The organism is Streptomyces sp. B5E4 (assembly GCF_039871555.1).
GTDB lineage: Bacteria > Actinomycetota > Actinomycetes > Streptomycetales > Streptomycetaceae > Streptomyces.
The window spans coordinates 71629-87743 of sequence record NZ_JBDPMI010000021.1; the positions used below are offsets into that span (position 1 = coordinate 71629).

At 73.5% G+C, this 16115-nt stretch carries 18 protein-coding genes and 1 tRNA gene; 10 read left to right on the forward strand and 9 right to left on the reverse strand.

What is annotated here, in order from left to right:
* Positions 1 to 32: 32 nt before the first annotated feature.
* From ABGA99_RS24520 to ABGA99_RS24530, 3 genes are read left to right on the forward strand one after another with little or no spacing between them, the layout of a single operon-like run.
* Positions 33 to 2552, forward strand: a complete 2520-nt coding sequence (locus tag ABGA99_RS24520; RefSeq protein WP_347579609.1) for a phosphoribosyltransferase — start codon at positions 33 to 35, stop codon at positions 2550 to 2552.
* Positions 2549 to 3361, forward strand: a complete 813-nt coding sequence (locus tag ABGA99_RS24525; protein WP_347583425.1) for an HAD family hydrolase — start codon at positions 2549 to 2551, stop codon at positions 3359 to 3361. Before ABGA99_RS24520 ends, ABGA99_RS24525 begins: the two co-directional genes overlap by 4 nt.
* Positions 3358 to 4035 (forward strand): O-methyltransferase, encoded by a 678-nt coding sequence (locus ABGA99_RS24530; protein WP_347579541.1) that lies wholly within the window; start codon positions 3358 to 3360, stop codon positions 4033 to 4035. The genes ABGA99_RS24525 and ABGA99_RS24530 overlap by 4 nt, the downstream gene beginning before the upstream one ends.
* Here ABGA99_RS24530 and ABGA99_RS24535 read toward each other — a convergent pair.
* The 3 genes from ABGA99_RS24535 to ABGA99_RS24545 form a co-directional block, all read right to left on the reverse strand.
* Complete coding sequence (locus ABGA99_RS24535; protein WP_347579540.1) at positions 4013 to 4660, reverse strand: DUF4383 domain-containing protein; 648 nt, start codon at positions 4658 to 4660, stop codon at positions 4013 to 4015. The genes ABGA99_RS24530 and ABGA99_RS24535 overlap by 23 nt on opposite strands.
* Before the next feature lie 137 nt (positions 4661 to 4797).
* Positions 4798 to 5013 carry a zinc ribbon domain-containing protein gene (locus ABGA99_RS24540; protein WP_347579539.1) on the reverse strand — a complete coding sequence of 72 codons (216 nt, stop codon included), beginning with the start codon at positions 5011 to 5013 and terminating at the stop codon, positions 4798 to 4800.
* 62 nt (positions 5014 to 5075) lie between these two features.
* Positions 5076 to 6347 carry a hypothetical protein gene (locus ABGA99_RS24545; protein ID WP_347579538.1) on the reverse strand — a complete coding sequence of 424 codons (1272 nt, stop codon included), beginning with the start codon at positions 6345 to 6347 and terminating at the stop codon, positions 5076 to 5078.
* A 141-nt stretch (positions 6348 to 6488) separates the two neighbouring features.
* Here ABGA99_RS24545 and ABGA99_RS24550 point away from each other — a divergent pair.
* Positions 6489 to 6560, forward strand: a tRNA-Val gene (locus tag ABGA99_RS24550).
* Positions 6561 to 6657: 97 nt separating this feature from the next.
* Here ABGA99_RS24550 and ABGA99_RS24555 read toward each other — a convergent pair.
* The 3 genes from ABGA99_RS24555 to ABGA99_RS24565 all read right to left on the reverse strand — a co-directional run bounded on the left by ABGA99_RS24555 (position 6658) and on the right by ABGA99_RS24565 (position 8431).
* Positions 6658 to 6891, reverse strand: coding sequence for a hypothetical protein (locus ABGA99_RS24555; protein WP_347583426.1), 234 nt, complete (start codon positions 6889 to 6891; stop codon positions 6658 to 6660).
* Positions 6892 to 7190: 299 nt separating this feature from the next.
* Positions 7191 to 7691, reverse strand: a complete 501-nt coding sequence (locus tag ABGA99_RS24560; RefSeq protein ID WP_347583427.1) for an NUDIX domain-containing protein — start codon at positions 7689 to 7691, stop codon at positions 7191 to 7193.
* Entirely contained in the window at positions 7691 to 8431 is a 741-nt protein-coding gene (locus tag ABGA99_RS24565; RefSeq protein WP_347583428.1) for an XRE family transcriptional regulator, read from the reverse strand. Before ABGA99_RS24565 ends, ABGA99_RS24560 begins: the two co-directional genes overlap by 1 nt.
* Before the next feature lie 383 nt (positions 8432 to 8814).
* On the opposite strand from ABGA99_RS24565, the gene ABGA99_RS24570 reads away from it, so the two are divergent.
* The 3 genes from ABGA99_RS24570 to ABGA99_RS24580 all read left to right on the forward strand — a co-directional run bounded on the left by ABGA99_RS24570 (position 8815) and on the right by ABGA99_RS24580 (position 11085).
* Positions 8815 to 9408 (forward strand): hypothetical protein, encoded by a 594-nt coding sequence (locus ABGA99_RS24570; protein ID WP_347583429.1) that lies wholly within the window; start codon positions 8815 to 8817, stop codon positions 9406 to 9408.
* Positions 9409 to 9828: 420 nt separating this feature from the next.
* Positions 9829 to 10344, forward strand: a complete 516-nt coding sequence (locus tag ABGA99_RS24575; RefSeq protein ID WP_347583430.1) for a hypothetical protein — start codon at positions 9829 to 9831, stop codon at positions 10342 to 10344.
* Between the two features lie 78 nt (positions 10345 to 10422).
* Entirely contained in the window at positions 10423 to 11085 is a 663-nt protein-coding gene (locus ABGA99_RS24580; protein WP_347583431.1) for a class I SAM-dependent methyltransferase, read from the forward strand.
* A 310-nt stretch (positions 11086 to 11395) separates the two neighbouring features.
* On the opposite strand, the gene ABGA99_RS24585 is transcribed toward ABGA99_RS24580, so the two are convergent.
* Entirely contained in the window at positions 11396 to 11914 is a 519-nt protein-coding gene (locus tag ABGA99_RS24585) for a hypothetical protein (protein ID WP_347583432.1), read from the reverse strand.
* A 99-nt stretch (positions 11915 to 12013) separates the two neighbouring features.
* The gene (locus tag ABGA99_RS24590; RefSeq protein WP_347579608.1) at positions 12014 to 12649 is read right to left on the reverse strand and encodes a GH25 family lysozyme; all 636 of its coding nucleotides are present in this window, start codon (positions 12647 to 12649) and stop codon (positions 12014 to 12016) included.
* A gap of 293 nt (positions 12650 to 12942) precedes the next feature.
* Between ABGA99_RS24590 and ABGA99_RS24595 the strand changes: the two genes are divergently transcribed.
* The 3 genes from ABGA99_RS24595 (at position 12943) to ABGA99_RS24605 (ending at position 14315) form a co-directional block, all read left to right on the forward strand.
* Positions 12943 to 13266 carry a hypothetical protein gene (locus ABGA99_RS24595; RefSeq protein ID WP_347579535.1) on the forward strand — a complete coding sequence of 108 codons (324 nt, stop codon included), beginning with the start codon at positions 12943 to 12945 and terminating at the stop codon, positions 13264 to 13266.
* Positions 13263 to 13469 carry a hypothetical protein gene (locus tag ABGA99_RS24600; protein WP_347579534.1) on the forward strand — a complete coding sequence of 69 codons (207 nt, stop codon included), beginning with the start codon at positions 13263 to 13265 and terminating at the stop codon, positions 13467 to 13469. Before ABGA99_RS24595 ends, ABGA99_RS24600 begins: the two co-directional genes overlap by 4 nt.
* Positions 13470 to 13559: 90 nt before the next feature.
* Positions 13560 to 14315: an MBL fold metallo-hydrolase gene (locus tag ABGA99_RS24605; protein ID WP_347579533.1), complete on the forward strand. Its 756-nt coding sequence runs from the start codon at positions 13560 to 13562 to the stop codon at positions 14313 to 14315.
* Between the two features lie 56 nt (positions 14316 to 14371).
* Here the strand turns inward: ABGA99_RS24605 and ABGA99_RS24610 are convergent, their stop codons facing one another.
* Positions 14372 to 15793 carry a pyridoxal-dependent decarboxylase gene (locus tag ABGA99_RS24610; RefSeq protein ID WP_347583433.1) on the reverse strand — a complete coding sequence of 474 codons (1422 nt, stop codon included), beginning with the start codon at positions 15791 to 15793 and terminating at the stop codon, positions 14372 to 14374.
* Positions 15794 to 16115 lie beyond the last annotated feature (322 nt).

A 16115-nucleotide genomic window follows, 5' to 3' on the forward strand; every position in this document is an offset into this window, starting at 1 on the left:
GTGCCGCTTCCGGGGTGTGGTCCGGGGAGTGGGTGGAGCGCAGGCTCGGGGTCGAGCTGTCGGGCCCGGCGGAGCTACGGGACCTGGTGGGCCTGGCGCTGCGCCGCAACCCGCGCCGGGCACACCTGCTGGTCTCCACGGTGCTCGGCAAGCACGTCCCGCAGCGCCCGAGCCGCATCCACGGCGCCGGTCTGCGCCTCGGCGGCCTCGCCCGGGACCTGCTGGGCGCAAAGGCCGCGGCCCGGTCGGTGGTCCTCGGCTACGCCGAGACGGCGACGGGCCTGGGCCACTGCGTGGCGGACGGACTGGGGGCGAGCGCGTACCTGCACTCCACCCGCCGGGCGGTCCCGGGCGTACGGCGGGCGGCGGGCTTCGAGGAGGAGCACAGCCACGCGACGGAGCACCTGCTGCTCCCGGCGGACCCGGCGCTGCTGACGGGGGACGGCCCGCTGGTGCTGGTGGACGACGAGCTGTCGACGGGCCGTACGCTGCGCAACACGATCGCCGCCCTGCACGCGGCCCGGCCGCGGACCCGGTACGTGGTGGCCGCGCTGACGGACATGCGCTCGCCGGAGGACCGCAGGGCCCTGGAGAAGTCGGCGGCGGACCTCGGCACGCGGGTGGACGTGGTGTCGCTGACGTCGGGAACGGTACGCCTGCCGGCGGACGTGCTGCGCCGGGGCGCGGACCTGGTCGCGGAGCACGAGGTGCCTGCGGCGGGCGGGCCGGATGTTCCGGTGGCCGCTCCGGGGGGTTCGGGGGCGGAGCCCTCGGGGTTCGGGACGGGGCGGGGGCGGGGAGCGAGCGCCGCCACCGTGCGCCGCGTCGCGCTGGGGTGGCCCTCCGGGCTGCCCGACGGCGGCCGGCACGGGTTCGGAGCCGGGCACCGTGTGCGGCTCGATGCCGCCCTGTCCGCCATGGGCGCCCGTATCGCCGGGGCCCTCGACCTCCCCGCGGCCCCGGCGGAGCCCCCTCGCGTGCTCGTGCTCGGGACCGAGGAGCTGATGTACGCGCCCCTCCGGCTCGCCTGCGCCCTCGAAGACCTTCTCCCCGGCGCCGACGTGCGGTTCTCCTCCACCACCCGCTCGCCCGTGCTGCCCGTCGACCACCCCGGCTACGCCATCCGCAGCCGTCTCACCTTCCCCGCCCACGACGCCCCGGACGCCTCCGGCGCCGACGACGCCCCCGGCGGCGCCCGCTACGCCTACAACGTCACCGGTGCCGACGCCCACGACGCCGTCGTCGTCGTCACCGACTCCGCCGCCGACACCCCCGCCCTGCACGCCCCCGGCGGGCTCCTCGACAGGCTCGCCCCGCACACCGACCGGGTGCTTCTCGCCGTGATCCCCTCGTACGTGCCCCCCGTCGCAGAACCGGAGGCCCCGGCCGAGCCCCTGCGCGGGCCCGCGTTCTCCTCCTACGCCCCCGACGAGGTCGGCTGGCTCCTCAAGGACCTCTCCGACGTCGCCCTCGAAGCCCCCACGGAAGAGCGCGAGGAAGCCATCCAGCGCGGCGGCGCGCACTACGCCGAGTCGCTGCCCGTCGAGTACCAGCCCAGCCCCGACTACGTACGCCTCTTCCACACCGCCCTCGACGCCACCGCCGGCCGCATCGCGCACGCCGTCGCCACCGTCACCGAGACCGTGCTCGCCGAGCGGTCGCCCGCACCCGTGCTCGTCTCCCTCGCCCGCGCCGGCACCCCCGTCGGGATCCTGATGCGCCGCTGGGCCCGGCACGCCCACGGGCTCGACCTGCCCCACTACGCCGTCTCCATCGTCCGCGGCCGCGGCATCGACACCGCCGCCCTGCGCCGGCTCGCCGCCCACCACGACCCCGCCGACGTGGTGTTCGTCGACGGCTGGACCGGCAAGGGCGCCATCGCCGGCGAACTCGCCGCCGCGCTGCGCGACTTCCCCGCCTTCGACCCGCGGCTCGCCGTCCTCGCCGACCCGGGCCGCTGCGTGGACACGTACGGCACCCGCGAGGACTTCCTCATCCCCTCCGCCTGCCTCAACTCCACGGTCTCGGGCCTGATATCCCGTACGGTGCTGCGCGCCGACCTCATCGGCCCCGCCGACTACCACGGCGCGAAGTTCTACCGCGAGCTGGCCGGCGACGACCTCTCCGGCCACTTCCTCGACGCCGTCACCGCCCGCTTCCCCGCCCCCGGCGCGGTCCGCCCCATGCCCGCGAGTGCCGAGCGTGAGCCGACCTGGGCCGGCTGGGCGGCGGTGGAGCGGATCAGCGAGGCGTACGGCATCGGGGACGTGAACCTCGTCAAGCCCGGTGTCGGCGAGACGACGCGCGTGATGCTGCGGCGGGTGCCGTGGCGCGTGCTGGCGCGGCGGGGCGCGGGGGCGGACCTGGACCACGTACGGCTGCTCGCGGAGCAGCGGGGGGTGCCGGTGGAGGAGACGGACGATCTGCCGTACACCTGCGTGGGGTTGATCCACCCGCGGTACACCCGGGGGGCGACGGGCGCGGACGGCACCGCGGCCACGACGGCCCCGGGCACCCCCCTCCCCGACGCCCCTGGAGCGCCCGCACCGTGACCGTCATCGCCAGCGACCTCGACCGCACCCTCATCTACTCCCCGGCCGCCCTCGCCCTCGGCATGCCCGACGCCGCCGCGCCGCGCCTGCTGTGCGTCGAGGTCTACGAGGGCAGGCCGCTGTCCTTCCTGACCGAGACCGCCGCCGCGCTCCTCGCCGGCCTCGCCGGACGGGCCCCCTTCGTACCGGTGACGACGCGCACCCGCGAGCAGTACGGCCGCGTCCGGCTGCCCGGGCCGCCGCCGCGGTACGCGATCTGCGCCAACGGCGGCCACCTGCTCGTCGACGGCGAGGCCGACACCGGGTGGCGGGCACGGGTGGGCCGGGAGCTGGCCGCGGGCAGCGCGCCGCTGGCGGAGGTCCGCGCGCACCTGGAGCGGGCGGCGGACCCGGCATGGCTGCGGAAGCTGCGGACCGCGGAGGACCTGTTCGCGTACCTGGTGGTGGAGCGGGCGGCGGTGCCGGAGGAGTGGCTGAAGGAGCTGGGGGAGTGGGCGGAGGGCCGCGGGTGGTCCGTATCGGCGCAGGGGCGGAAGATCTACGCCGTGCCGCGCCCGCTGACGAAGAGCGCGGCGGTGGCGGAGGTCGTACGGAGAGTGGGTGAGCCGGCGGCGGAGGACGGCGTGCTCGCCGCCGGGGACTCCCTCCTCGACACCGACCTCCTCCTGGCCGCCGACCGCGCCTGGCGGCCGGGACACGGCGAGCTGGCCGCCCGCGGCTGGACCGCGCCGCACGTCACGGCCCTCGACGAGCGCGGCGTGGCAGCGGGCGAGGAGATACTCCGGCAGATGACAGGATGCCTCCCATGACCTCTCCCTCTCCCGCCGGCCGGGACAAGCGCGCTGATCAGACACCGGAGCTGTACCGGTACGTGCTCGACCACAACCCGCCGCTGGACGCCGTGCAGCGCGATCTCGTGGAGCTGACGCACAGCCGCTTCCCCGACTCGGCGAGCATGCAGTCCGCGCAGGAGCAGGGTCCGCTGCTGGCGTTCCTGGTACGGCTGGTCGGTGCCCGGCACATCGTGGAGGTGGGCACGTTCACCGGCTTCTCGTCGCTGTCCATGGCCCAGGCGCTGCCGGCCGACGGGAAGCTGGTGGCGCTCGACGTCTCCGAGGAGTGGACGGCGTACGCGCGCGAGGCGTGGGAGAAGGGCGGCGTCGCCGACCGCGTGGAGCTGCGGCTCGGGCCGGCGGCGGACTCGCTGCGGGCGATGCCGGCGCAGCCGCACATCGACCTGGCGTACCTCGACGCGGACAAGGAGGGCTACGTCGCGTACTGGGAGGAACTGGTGCCGCGGATGCGGCCCGGCGGGCTGATCGTCGTGGACAACGTGCTCTTCCACGGCCGGGTCGTCGACCCGGGTGCCACCGGCGGGGCCGCGGCGATCCGCAGGTTCAACGACCACGTGGTCGCCGACGCCCGGATGGACTCGGTGCTGCTGACGGTCGCGGACGGCCTCACCGTCGCGCGGCGCCGGTAGCGGCCCGGGCCTCCTCGTCGGCCTCCGCGGCCGCCTCCTTGGGGTTGCGGGTGCGCCAGTACGGGTTGTCGTGGGGGAGCCGGCCGCTCACGCGCCCGTACATCCCGAACATCGCCAGGACGACGCCCAGAATGAAGCTGAACAGCACGTTCTGCATTCTGAAGGCGAAGAAGTTCCCACTGGTGTCCAGGACGGCGAGGTTGACGAAGCCGCTGAGGACGAAGAGCCCGCCGAGGACCATGTTGAGCGTCGAGGCGAAGTTGCCGCCGCGGACCATGCCGTAGAGCAGCAGCGCCCCGACGGCGATGGACAGGACGCTCAGCGCGCCGTTGCTGTTCAGACCGAGGGTCTGGTGGCCGCCGGTGTCGAAGAACCCGATGCGGTCGATGAGGCCGAGGATGCCGAACACCAGGAGGAAGAGGCCTGCGAGGCCGGCACCGAAGCGGTAGACGTTGCTGAGGTGGTGGTCGACGGGCAGATGCTCGTCGAGCTTGGTGTGCTGGTGGACGGGATGCCCGACGTTGACGACGTCCTGGAGGGCTTCGCGGCTGCCGGGCACCTCGTCCTTGGGCGGTTCGGCCAGGGGATGCGGCAGGGACTCCATGACGTGCTGCTGCTCTGCCATGGCGGGACCTCCTCACGGCGGTGCCGCCACGTGGGGCCGCGCCGCCTTCGCGGCTGTGCCGTAATCCAGCATCAGCCCGGTCCGCGCATCGGGGCAAATCGCCTGGCCCACGCTCCGTACGCTACGAACCCCCGCGGCTACGCGCAGCAACCCCCGCCGCAGCATCCCCCGCCGCCCCCGCCGGCCTGCGGCGCGGCGCCGGTGGCGGCTCCGCCGACGGCGACGGTGGAGAGCAGCTTGACGGTGTCGTCGTGGCCCTGCGGGCAGTCGGCGGGGGCGGAGGACTCGGCCATGGGCCGGCTGACCTCGAAGGTCGTCCCGCAGGACCGGCAGCGGTACTCGTATCGCGGCATGGCGGACAGCATATCGCCGGTACGGGACGGGCCGTAGGGCGCGCGGCGGGCGAGGGCCGGGGTCAGCGGCCGGCGCCGCCGCCGCGTTCGGTCCGTATCGCCTGGACCACCTCGGCGACCGTCTCGCGGACCGCCTCCAGCTCCTCCAGGAAGCTCCAGTAGTCGGGGTGCCGCCCCGTGAGGCCCGCCTCCGCCCGGTCGACGCGCTCGACCGCCGCGTCCAGCGGCCCCGCGTGCCGGGGGTCGGGGCGGTCGCGGCCGGCCATCGCGAGGCGCTGCGCGTCGCGGATGGCGAAGCGGGTGCGGTTCACCTCCGAGGTGCGGTCCTTCTCCACCTCGTCGAGGCGGTGGAGCCGGTCGCGGGTGGCGTCCACGGCCTCGTCGGTCTGGTTCAGCAGCGCCCGTACGCTCGCCAGCAGCGCGATCGCGTCCGGCCAGCGCTGCTCACGGCGGGCCCGGCCGGCGTCGGCGATCTTCTCCTCCGCCTCGGTGACGGCCTGCGCGGCGCGGTTCGGCACCTCCTGCAGATCGCGCCAGCAGGCCAGCGCGAAGCGCCGGCGCAGCTCGCTGAGCACGGGCTTGACCTTCTCGGCGCGGGTGGCCAGCGCCTGCGCGCGGGTGCGCAGGCTGACGAGGCGGCGATCGATCTCCTCGGCGCGCTGCGGCAACTGCTCGGCCTCGCTGCGCAGCGCCTCCGCGTCGCGCTGCACGCCGACGGCGCGGTGGATGGTCTCCTGCACGCCGTGCCGCCCGGCGCCCTCGTTGAGCTTGGTCAGCTCCGGCCCCAGCCCGGCGAGGCGGGCGGCCAGATCGTCGGCCTGGAAACCCTTGCCGCGCACCTCGTCCAGCGCCGTCGTCGCCGCGAGCAGCGCCTGCCGGGCCCGCTCCACGGCGGGCGCGAGACGGGCGAGCTGGCTCTCGGCCTGGTCGAGGAGGGGGCCGAGGCCGTGCGCGAAGTGGTTGAGGTCGGAGCGGACCTTCTCCAGCCCGTTGGTGGCCTGCTGCAGCTCCTGCCGGGCGCGGGAGGCGGTGCCGTGGTCGAGGTCGTCGCGGTCGAGGTCGTAGGAGTCGACGGCGGTGATGTACGTGTGGCTGACCTCGTCGATGCGCTGCCCCAGGGCGGCGAAGTCCGAGGTCGCCTTGCGGGCGGCGGGGGAGTCGTCGACGGCGGCGATCGTCTCCACGGAGATGCGCAGGTCGCGCTGCGCGGTATCCAGCTCGTAGAACGCGGTCGCGGCGGCGTCCTTGGCCGCCTGTGCCTCGGCCCGAGCCCCGTCGCCCCGGTCTCCCCAGCCCCACCGCCGGGTGCCGCCTCCGCCTCCGCCGAATGCCACGAGACCCCTTTCCGTGCCCTGCGCTCCCCTGGAGACTCATTCTCCCACCAGGGCTGAACGAACACACGGCCCACGACGATCCCCGCGGCCCCCCGCAGGTCGAGCGCGGTCGGCGGGGCACGATACGCTGTCCCCGCGTCCGGGCGCGTAGCTCAGCGGTAGAGCGCTGCCCTTACAAGGCAGATGTCGGCGGTTCGAACCCGTCCGCGCCCACCCGGCTGACCAGCAGCGGAGCCCCGTACCAAGATCGGTACGGGGCTCTCGCGCGATCCAGTGGGAGCGAAACGGGAGATCGACTCCCGAGGATGACTCAAGTTCGCTTCCGCCGCTGGTCCCAGTGCGTGCCCTTGCGGGCCTGCACGAAGCGGGCCTGTAGCTTGTCGACACGGCGCTTACGCATCTCCGGCGTGATGCGTTCGTAGGCGCCCTTGATGTCGTCGGTCGCCCAGCCCACCACCTCGTAGCGCAGCGCGCGATCGACGCCGTCGTCCACGGCCGGGGCACGGGGCACATTGTCGTGCGCGCCCGTCTGCCTCGACCCCAAGGGCGCCACGGTACGCGCAAGTTCGTGCACACCTGTGGCCGCGTGGTCGGCCTGCGCGCAAGCCTGGGCAAACCGGTTCGTCACTCCGCGAAGGAGGCCAACCATGGCACTGCACATGCTCGGGACCGCGGACGGCTCGACGCACTACACGTGCACGGGCGACGAGTCACCCCCGACGACAACCCCGGGAACCGGCCAGGCCCCTCGCCGCGGCACTCGACGCCCACCGACGGCAGTACACCTAGACGAGAGCGCCCCTGTCCTGGCCACACGGCCGGGACAGGAGGCGCTTCGTCGTGTCAGGAAACGTATGGCTCGTCACCGGCGAGCCCGTGTTCGATACGCATCCGAAGCGCTGGGTGAATCGGGTAGTCGCCCAACTCGCTCGGTGGCACCCACCGCACCTCTGCCGCCTCCGACGGATCCGGGCGAACCTCACCGCCGACAACTCGTGCGCGCAGGCAGATGTTGATCGGCTGGCGTACCTCGTCGACCTTGTCGCCGTGCATGTACACGATGACGTGCTCCGGGGTGGAGAACACCCCGACCAGGCCCGTGACTTCCACGTGCAGGCCGGTCTCCTCGTGGCACTCCCGCGCCCCGGCCTGCCCGACCGTCTCCCCCTTCTTCACGCCGCCCGTGGGGATCGTCCACAGGTCGTTGTCGACCCGTCGGAGCATCAGGAGGCGCCCCTCGTCATCGAGGACGAACACGCTCGCCGACGTCTTCCGGCTCGTCGGCTTCGGGGCGTTCGGGTCCTGCCAGTGATCAATGCGGCGGGTGCCCCTCGCCATGGCCATCACGCCTCCACAGACGCGGAAGCCGGCCGCGCCGAGGCCCACACCCGCTCATACGACTCGACATAGGTGTTGAAGTACCGGCCGTCGATGCGGCGCAGGTGCATCACCGGCGTGTGCGCGGCGAGCACCCCGTAGGCGTGCATGTTCACGACCAAGTCGTCGTCGAACCGGTAGATGCTGTTGTAGAGCGGGGTGTCGTGCAGCCGGATCTCCACCGAGTCCGGCATGTGCTGCTCGTAGTAGGACCGCACGGCGGCTACACGCCCAGCGACACCACCCCCGATCTGGTACTCACCATCGCGCGCGGCGAGCTGCGTTCCCTCGGGGTCGCCGAGGAGAAGCCGCACCCGAACCCCGGCGCGCGCCTTCGCGGCGAGCGTGTCTAGCCACTCAGGGTGTTCCTCAGTGAGGAACAGGCCCGCGAACGCCAGCAGGCCGACGTCCCGCTGGGCCGCGCGTAGCAACTCCATCCACAGCTGCGGAGGAACTTCGCTGCGACGCGGGTACGTGGCGACCAGCTCGGCGCCCGCCAGCGACGCGGTGTTCGTGGCCTCCGGCCACAGGTACGACTCCTCCTCGTGCACGACGGCGGCCACCCGGTATCGGGTGCGGGGGTAGGGAGCGGTGCCGGCGATCCACCGCTCAACAGTCTTCGTGGAGACCTCTGCGGCGGTGGCCAGGCCAGCGATGTCGAGCCCGGCCCGGTGCATGGCGCGGCGGAGGCGTTCGTTCGTGCCCATGCCGCACAGGATGACAGCAACCCTCGGGCACCGACAGGGAGATGTCCGTAGACGTCTTGTCATGTCGGTGCGCTGTCCGTAACGGAACGCGATGATCCCGTAACAAGGCCCCCGCGACCGCACCACCGGTCCGAGGGCGTGGCCAACGCTTCCTGGAGCGTCAGCATGTACGAGCCTAGTGCTCCCGGGTTACGGGCGGCGCCTGAAAGCCCCCGCATGACGCTGCGGGTCTCCCGCGACAGCGGGCGCACCTTCGGCCGCGAGAAGCGGTTCTACTCCCGCGACTGCGAGCCGCCTCTGCTCACCGGCGTCTACCCGCCCTGCCGGTGCCTCCGCTGCCGCGGAGGGCGGCCGTGAGCGCCGCCCGGCCGCCGGTGCCATACGTGACCGCATGGACCGGCGAGGACCGCCGAACCGCTCCCGTCGTGATCCGCAAGGCCAACGGCATCGGCTACCCGCACGAGAACCCCCACGACCGCGACACCGTGGGCGTGCTGTGGGCCCGCAGGCCGTTACGGCAGGGCGCCGGCCGCCCCCGCTACGGCCACGTACACCCCCAGCGGCAACGCCGGGCCATGCACCGGCTCCTGTGCCAGATCTGCGCCATGCCTGCCTATGAGGACGAGCACGGCACGCTGTTCCTGCTGGAAGACCACCGCAACGTGCCCGGCTGGCCCGAGGACGAGGTGACCGCCCACCCCCCGCTGTGCCTCCGGTGCGCCGCGATGTCGCCGCGGTGGTGCCCGCACCTGCGCCGCACCGGCGCGGTGGCGGTACAGGTGAAGCACCCCGACATCGACGGCGTGCACGGCCTGCGCTACCAGCCCGACGGCCCGCTTGCCGTGCCCGACAAGCCGGTCACGGTGCCCTACGACGACCCCGCGGTTCCGTGGGTGCTGGCCGCCCACCTGACGCGCGTGCTGCGCGGCTGCACCGTCGTCGAGCCCGAGGAGTTCGCAGCCCGGTTCACCCCCTGAACTCCGCCCCGTAGCCGCCTGGACAAAGCGGCCACGGGGCGGGCCGCCCACCTGCCGGACAGATGGCAGGCCGGGCATCGGCCGGCGCGGTCATCCACGCGCTTGCTCGCGCCGGCCGTACCGACCGCGCCCGAGGTGAAGAGAACGGAGGTGAAGACCATGAACTGCCCCGCATGCGGCGCCCCCATGCAATCCAACGGCAAGTCAGCGACGTGCAGCAAATGCGGTTACACGACCAGTACGTAGAACCGCGAAGGGCTGACTCCCGCCTCCGGCCGCGGGACACCGCGGCCAAGAGGCGGGCCCCGGCGGGCCGCTGATACTTACGGCCGCCTAGAAGGCTCCCCGCCCACCGTTGCGCCGGCTCCGGCGGGCGGGGCTCCGCACCACTGCATCCCATCAACGGATCACGGAGGAGTAATGAGCGTCGCACTCGAACCCGCCCGCGCCGCGACAACGGAGCGCGACCCGCGGGCGCTGCTGGACGCGGTCCGGCCGCGGATCAAGGAGCTGACGTACAACGTGCTGGAGTCCCCGGGCTCCGAGCAGGTCACGCTGTGGGAGCGGGAGATCAAGCTCCTCATGCGCGACGGGACCATGGTCCGCGACATGGCCGAGCGGATCCTCGACAACGCGATCATGTACCTCGTCACCGCCATGGAGCACCCCGAGGTCCATCTCGGCGTCGGGAAGATCGTCGACATCGGCGTGCACCAGATCATCCTCGACACCCCCGTGTACTTCGCCTTCTGTGAGGCGTACAACGGCGGCCGGTACAAGCACCACGCCCCGCTCATCGACCGCCGCAGAGACGGCACCGTGCTGCGCACCGCCGACTTCATCCGCGGCTGTGGCTTCGCCCCGGACGAGGAGTTGTGGGCGATGGACGGCGCGGAGTGCTCTCCGTGCGACGACAAGGCCCCTGACAGCCACTGACCACCCCTACGCTGGCCCCGCCCCGCACCCCCGGGGGGGCGGGGCCAGTCCCTTCTCCCAGCGTCCAAGGAGACCCGGTTGCCCGCCCGTCACAACCTCGCCCACGAGACCGAACTGTGGGACGCCTATGCCGAGAGCGTCACCAAGGACATCACCGAGCCCGTCCTGAACTGGACGCAGTACGCCGGCCACGGGCCCGGTCCCGAACTCCTCGGCGAGCCGAAGACCGCGCTGGAGCTCGGCTGCGGCACAGGCCGCGCCGCCGTCCACCTCACCGCCCGCGGCGTCGAGGTCACCGGCCTGGATCTGTCTCCCGTGATGGTCAAGCAGATCACCGCACACTGGGCCGGCCGCCGCGTACCGGAGTTCGTCTGCGCCGAGGTACTGGACTACCTCACCGGCACCGGCCGAACGTGGGACGCGGTGTACTCCATCTTCGGCGCCGCCTGGTTCACCGACCCCGTCAAGCTGCTCCCGCTCGTCGCCCAGCGCCTCAACCCCGGCGGCGTCTTCGCCTTCTCCCAGCCGCCGCCCATCCCCGGCGCCTACGGCCCCCAGGGCATGTACAAGGGCGGCTTCGCCGGGAAGGCCCTGTACACCTACCGTTACAGCTACACCCCGCGGAAGTGGCGCGTCCTGCTGGAGCGCGCCGGCTTCACCGACATCGCGGTCGACGTCCTCCAGGCGCCGAAGCGGGACCACATCGGCACCCTCATCGCCCGCTCCGCCCTGGCACCCTGAACGCCCGCGTGAGGCGCTGTGGCGGCGGCTGCCGCCTCCCCGCCGTAGGCAGGGCGAGCACGGGCATAGGCCGGCCCCGGGAGCGTGCATCCGCTCCCGGGGCCGTTCCGTGCGGGCGGGGGAGTGGGAGAATGGAGTCTGGGCAGGTCACCGCCCCCGGAGATCCGCTGGCTTGCGTGAGCGATGCGTGAGCGGAGGTCCCGGAGACGCCCGGAATTGCCGGAGTGACCCGGAGGGTAGAAGGCTCTGACCTGGGGTCGGGGGGAGCGTGTCAGAGTAGCCGGAGTGCGCCAGAGCATCGCCTCTCGTCTTACAAGGCAGATGTCGGCGGTTCGAACCCGCCCGCGCCCACCACCCGACAGCAACGACGAAGGCCCAGGCCACCCGGTTCCCTACCGGGCACCTGGGCCTCTGCCGTCCCGGGTGGCGGCGCCCGCGAGGGTGACGAGGCAGGTGTCGGCGGTTCGGGTTCTTCCGGGGTCGGTTGCGGGGGCCGGGGGCGGCGGGCCCCCGGCGGGGGCGGGCGCCGGTTGCGGTGGCGGCGGGTGGCGAGGAAGCACAGCGCTGCGGCGCACAGGGCCGCTTGTACGGTCACGGTGATCCAGAAGCCGCGGGTGATCCCGAACCAGAGGACCAGCGGCGGTGTCGCCGGCAGCGCCGCGGCGGCGACGGCCAGCCCCACCCGCCAGGCGAGGACCTTCAGCCGGCCGGGGGGAGGATGACGTTTGTTCTTCCAGCCGATGCAGAGGGAGAAGTAGACGAGCCCCCTCACGCAGGCTCCCGTCCACAGCACCAGGGCCGTACCCGACACGGCATCCAGCAGTCCCATGCGGGGAATGTCCTCCCGGGAGTTCCGGCCGGCATGAGTACACCTGCTCACCACGCGGCACGTACCGCCCGCGACCCGGCGTCGCCGCCGCCCCGCGGGTCAGGTGGTTATCGGCTCCTCCGCGTCGCCGTCCGGTTCGGCTTCCGTTTCGGTTGCCGTGAGTCTGGCGTCGAAGCGTTCGCGGGCCCACGACCGCAGTGCCGAACGTGAGCTGAAGCGGCCCACGTTCGTGTCGACCGGCGACGACGTGTACTGGTGGAAGCGCCACGACGCCTGGATGTCGGGCTTGCCCGGGTTGCCGTTGTACTGGGCGATCCACAGGCCGTCGCCGGCGTAGCTCGTGGTGTCGCGGTTGAGCCAGAAGTCGCGGTTGCAGTAGAGGAGGACCCGGTGGCGCGGCCGCAGCCGCTTCACCTCCTTGATGAAGGCGTCCTTCTCCTTGTTGCTCGCCGCGGTGCCCTCGCTGGTGTGCTCCCAGTCGCAGGCGAGCATGTCGCCCGGTTTCTCCTTCGCCTTGTCGACGAAGTACTGGGCCTGGGCCTTGATGTTGCCCGGCCAGAGAAAGTGGTAGAACCCCAGCACCAGGCCCGCCTCGCGGCCGTGCGTGGCCTGGGCGCCCTGCTTGGGGTTGACGTAGCTGCGGCCTTCCGACGCCTTGACGAAGACGAAGTTCATGCCTCGCGTGGAGTAGTTGCTTGACTGGTGCGAACTGACGTCGATGCCCTTGATGGTCATCATTCGTCCCTTTCGAGTGGGGGTCGGGACGGGACGGTGGCCGAATCCCTCGCGCTATCCCTTGCTGTCCTTGCCGTCTCGTGCGTTTCCCCCCTCGTCCCCGTTGCGGCCGCCGCGCAAGCGCGGCCGTGGATTCCTGCGTGCCCGGAGTGCGCCCCAAGGGGCGGGTGGGCCGGGGGAGTTCGATGCGGAACTGGACGTTCAGGTTGTGGTTCAAGGGGCCGCTGTGCGGGCATCCCCGTAGCAGAAGGCCACTATTCACCCTTGGTGGCGACAGATCGGGGGATCTGACCATGAATCTGTACATCTCTGTGTTACGTACCCTGGTTCCGCTGCTCGTCGGCTGGGTCGTGACCGCGGCCGGTGCCTTCGGTGTCGACGCCGACTCCACGACCGCGACCGCCGGGGTCACCGCGCTGGTCACCGCCGTGTACTACGCGGTGTTCCGGGCGCTGGAGGAGTGGGCGGCGAAGCGGGAGTGGAAGCCGCTGCAGGTCGTCGCGGGCGTGCTGCTGGGCTGGGCGCGGCCGCCGGAGTACCCGGCGCGGACGGCCGCGGCGCCCTCGCCCGTGGCCGCCGTACCGCCGCCCGACGCCGCCGAGGGGCGGCCGGCGTGAGCGGGGCCGACTGGATCTGGGGCGGCCTGCTCGCCCTGGGCGCGGTGGTGGAGGTCATCGCGCTGCGGACCCCGCAGAAGGGCGACACCCTCTCGGAGCGGACCCGGGCGTGGTTCCGGGTGCGTACGCCGGTGGGCAAGGCGGTCTTCGTCGCGGCCTGGCTGGGCTTCGCGGGCTGGTTCCTGGTGCACATCGCCTGGTGACGGGCCCCGTGCGGACGCGGGGCGGGCGGACGCCGTTACTGTGGCGCACGGGGGGCGGGTCCGCCCCCCGTGCGGCGACGGGAGGACGGCATGAAGCTCACTGTGCTCGGCGGCTGCGGCGCCTGGCCGACCGCGGAAGCCGCCTGCAGCGGCTACCTCGTCGAGCACGACGGGCACCGGCTGCTGCTCGATCCCGGGTACGCCGTGATGCCGCAGCTCCTCCGGCAGCTACGCCCCGGTGACGTCGACGCCGTCGTCGTCACTCACGGGCACCCCGACCACTGCGCCGACCTCCATCCCCTTCTACGCGCCCGCGCACTGGCCGAAGCGCCGGCGCCCACGCTTCCGGTGTACGCCCCGGCCGGTGCGCTCGACGCGGTACTGGCGCTGGACCGGCCGGGGATGCTGCGCGGCTCGTACGAGCTGCGTGCGTTCGACCCGGCGACGGAGCCGGAGTTCACCTCCGGCCCGTTCCGCGTCGGGACCCGCGCGCTGCCGCACCACGTCCCCAACGCCGGGCTGCGGCTGACGGCGGGGGGCCGGGTTCTCGCGTACACCGGCGACACCGGCCCGAGCCCCGCCCTCGCGGAACTCGCCGCCGCGGCGGACCTGTTCCTCGCCGAGGCCACCTACCCGGAGGAGGTGCCGGAGGAGGACGCACCGTACCTGTCGAGCGCCCGCCAGGCCGGCGAGCACGCGACCCGCGCGGGCGCGGAGCGACTGCTGCTCACCCACCTGTGGCCGGGCGGGGACCGGGACGCGGCGGTCGCCGCGGCGCGGCGGGGGTTCGACGGGGACGTCCGGGTGGCGCGGCCCGGCACGGCGGTGGAGTGGGGGGCGGGGTGAGGAGAGGGCGGGACGGGCAGCGGGTGCGCCGCTGCCGCCGGACGCGCCCGAGCCCCCTACACCTCCCGTGCCGCCTGCACTTCCCGTGCCGCCTGCACCAGCGCCTCCACCGCCCGGTCCACATCCTCCGGCCCCGTACGCCAGTTGCTGAACGCCGCCCTCAGGCCGTGCGTCCCCCCGTACACCGTCGGCGTGACCACGACCTCCCCGCTCGCCGCGGCAGCCCGCGCCAGCGCCGCCACCCGCTCCTCCGTCGGCTCCGCCGCGAGCGTGAAGCACACGACGTTCAGCCGCACCGGCGCCAGCAGCCGCAATCCGCCCCCCGATCCGCCCTCCACCCCCGAGCCGAACCGCCGGGCCAGCGCCGCGTTGCGTTCCACCACCTCCCGGTGGCCCTCGCGCCCGTACGCCGCCAGCGTCAGCCACGCCGGCAGGGCGCGCAGGCGGCGGGAGTTCTCCGGGGTGAGGTGAACGAAGTCGGGGTCGTCGCCAGGCTGCGCCATATACGCGGCCGCGTTGCGGAAGACGCGGACCTGGAGGTCCCGGCGGCGGGTGAACTGCACCGCCGCGTCGTACGGGACGTTGAGCCACTTGTGCAGGTCCACGCAGACCGAATCGGCGGCGTCCAGCCCCGCCACCAGGTGCGCGTGCTCCGGTGACAGCGCCGCGAAGGCCCCGAACGCCGCGTCCACGTGCAGCCAGAACGGATACCGCTCCCGCAGCGCGGCGATCGCCCGCAGGTCGTCGAAGTCGACGGTGTTGACCGTGCCGCTGTTCGCCACCACGATCGCCGGCCTGCCGTCCAACGCCGCCAGTGCGGCGGCCAGTTCGCCCACGTTCACGGCCTCCCGCCCCGGCAGCGGCGGCACCGCGCGCAGCGCGCCGCGGCCGAGCCCGAGGAGCGACAGCGCCTTGGGGACGCTGGAGTGGGCCGCACCCGACAGGACCGTGACCTCGCCCAGCGCGCCCGCCCCGGCGTCCGCGACCGAGACCCCGAGCCGTTCGCCCAGCCACTCCCGGGCCACGGCCAGCCCCGCGACGTTCGACATCGTCGCCCCGGACACGAACGCGCCCGCGTGCGCCCCGCCCAGCCCGAACAACTCGCGCAACCAGCCCACCGTCTCGCGCTCCAGATCCGTCGCCGCGGAGTCGCCCGCCACGACCACGTTCTGGTCGTACGCACCCACGAGCCAGTCGCCCGCCACCGCCGCCGGCGTCGCCCCGCCGGTCACGAACCCGAGGTAACGCGGCCCCGCGCTGCCCGACAGACCCGGCTCCCAGCGCTCCCCGAAGCGCGCGAGCGCCGCCGCGCCCCCGGCGCCGCGCTCGGGCAGCGGCTCGTACGGGCCGGGGGCATGCGGCGCGGGCGCGGCGACCGGGCGGTCCGCGAGGCCGCGGAGAGCGGCCACGGCGCGGGCGCGGGCGGCGTCGAGGAGCTGGTCGAAGCGGTCGAGGTCGGCGGCGAGGACGGGGTGCACGGGGGCCTCCTGGGCGTACGGCGAACGGGGCGGCGGGCGGACGGCGGGCGGACGGCGACGGCTGCGGGACTTCGGCCGACACCGCTGTGACCTTCGGCGATGCGCCGTGCGCCGTCCCCGTACGCTACGGGCCCTCACCCGCCCCGGTCCGTGGCCACTTCCGCCCCACTGGACCCCAGACGCGCGCTCCCACCGGTTCGGGCCGTCGCGCCGCCGCCGCGCGCCGCTTGCGCCCGCTCCTCGCCGACGCCCTCGCCACCGCCCGCGGCGTGCACCGCTGCTTCGTCTGCACCTTCGCCGTGCGGGACACTTCCCGCACACC

What these genes read in the sequence shown, in the direction of transcription:
- ABGA99_RS24530 (WP_347579541.1), top strand. Translation starts at nt 3,358, where the DNA reads ATGACCTCTCCCTCTCCCGCCGGCCGGGACAAGCGCGCTGATCAGACA.
- ABGA99_RS24535 (WP_347579540.1), bottom strand. Translation starts at nt 4,660, where the DNA reads ATGGCAGAGCAGCAGCACGTCATGGAGTCCCTGCCGCATCCCCTGGCC.
- ABGA99_RS24540 (WP_347579539.1), bottom strand. Translation starts at nt 5,013, where the DNA reads ATGCCGCGATACGAGTACCGCTGCCGGTCCTGCGGGACGACCTTCGAG.
- ABGA99_RS24560 (WP_347583427.1), bottom strand. Translation starts at nt 7,691, where the DNA reads ATGGCCATGGCGAGGGGCACCCGCCGCATTGATCACTGGCAGGACCCG.
- ABGA99_RS24565 (WP_347583428.1), bottom strand. Translation starts at nt 8,431, where the DNA reads ATGGGCACGAACGAACGCCTCCGCCGCGCCATGCACCGGGCCGGGCTC.
- ABGA99_RS24575 (WP_347583430.1), top strand. Translation starts at nt 9,829, where the DNA reads ATGAGCGTCGCACTCGAACCCGCCCGCGCCGCGACAACGGAGCGCGAC.
- ABGA99_RS24585 (WP_347583432.1), bottom strand. Translation starts at nt 11,914, where the DNA reads ATGGGACTGCTGGATGCCGTGTCGGGTACGGCCCTGGTGCTGTGGACG.
- ABGA99_RS24590 (WP_347579608.1), bottom strand. Translation starts at nt 12,649, where the DNA reads ATGACCATCAAGGGCATCGACGTCAGTTCGCACCAGTCAAGCAACTAC.
- ABGA99_RS24595 (WP_347579535.1), top strand. Translation starts at nt 12,943, where the DNA reads ATGAATCTGTACATCTCTGTGTTACGTACCCTGGTTCCGCTGCTCGTC.
- ABGA99_RS24605 (WP_347579533.1), top strand. Translation starts at nt 13,560, where the DNA reads ATGAAGCTCACTGTGCTCGGCGGCTGCGGCGCCTGGCCGACCGCGGAA.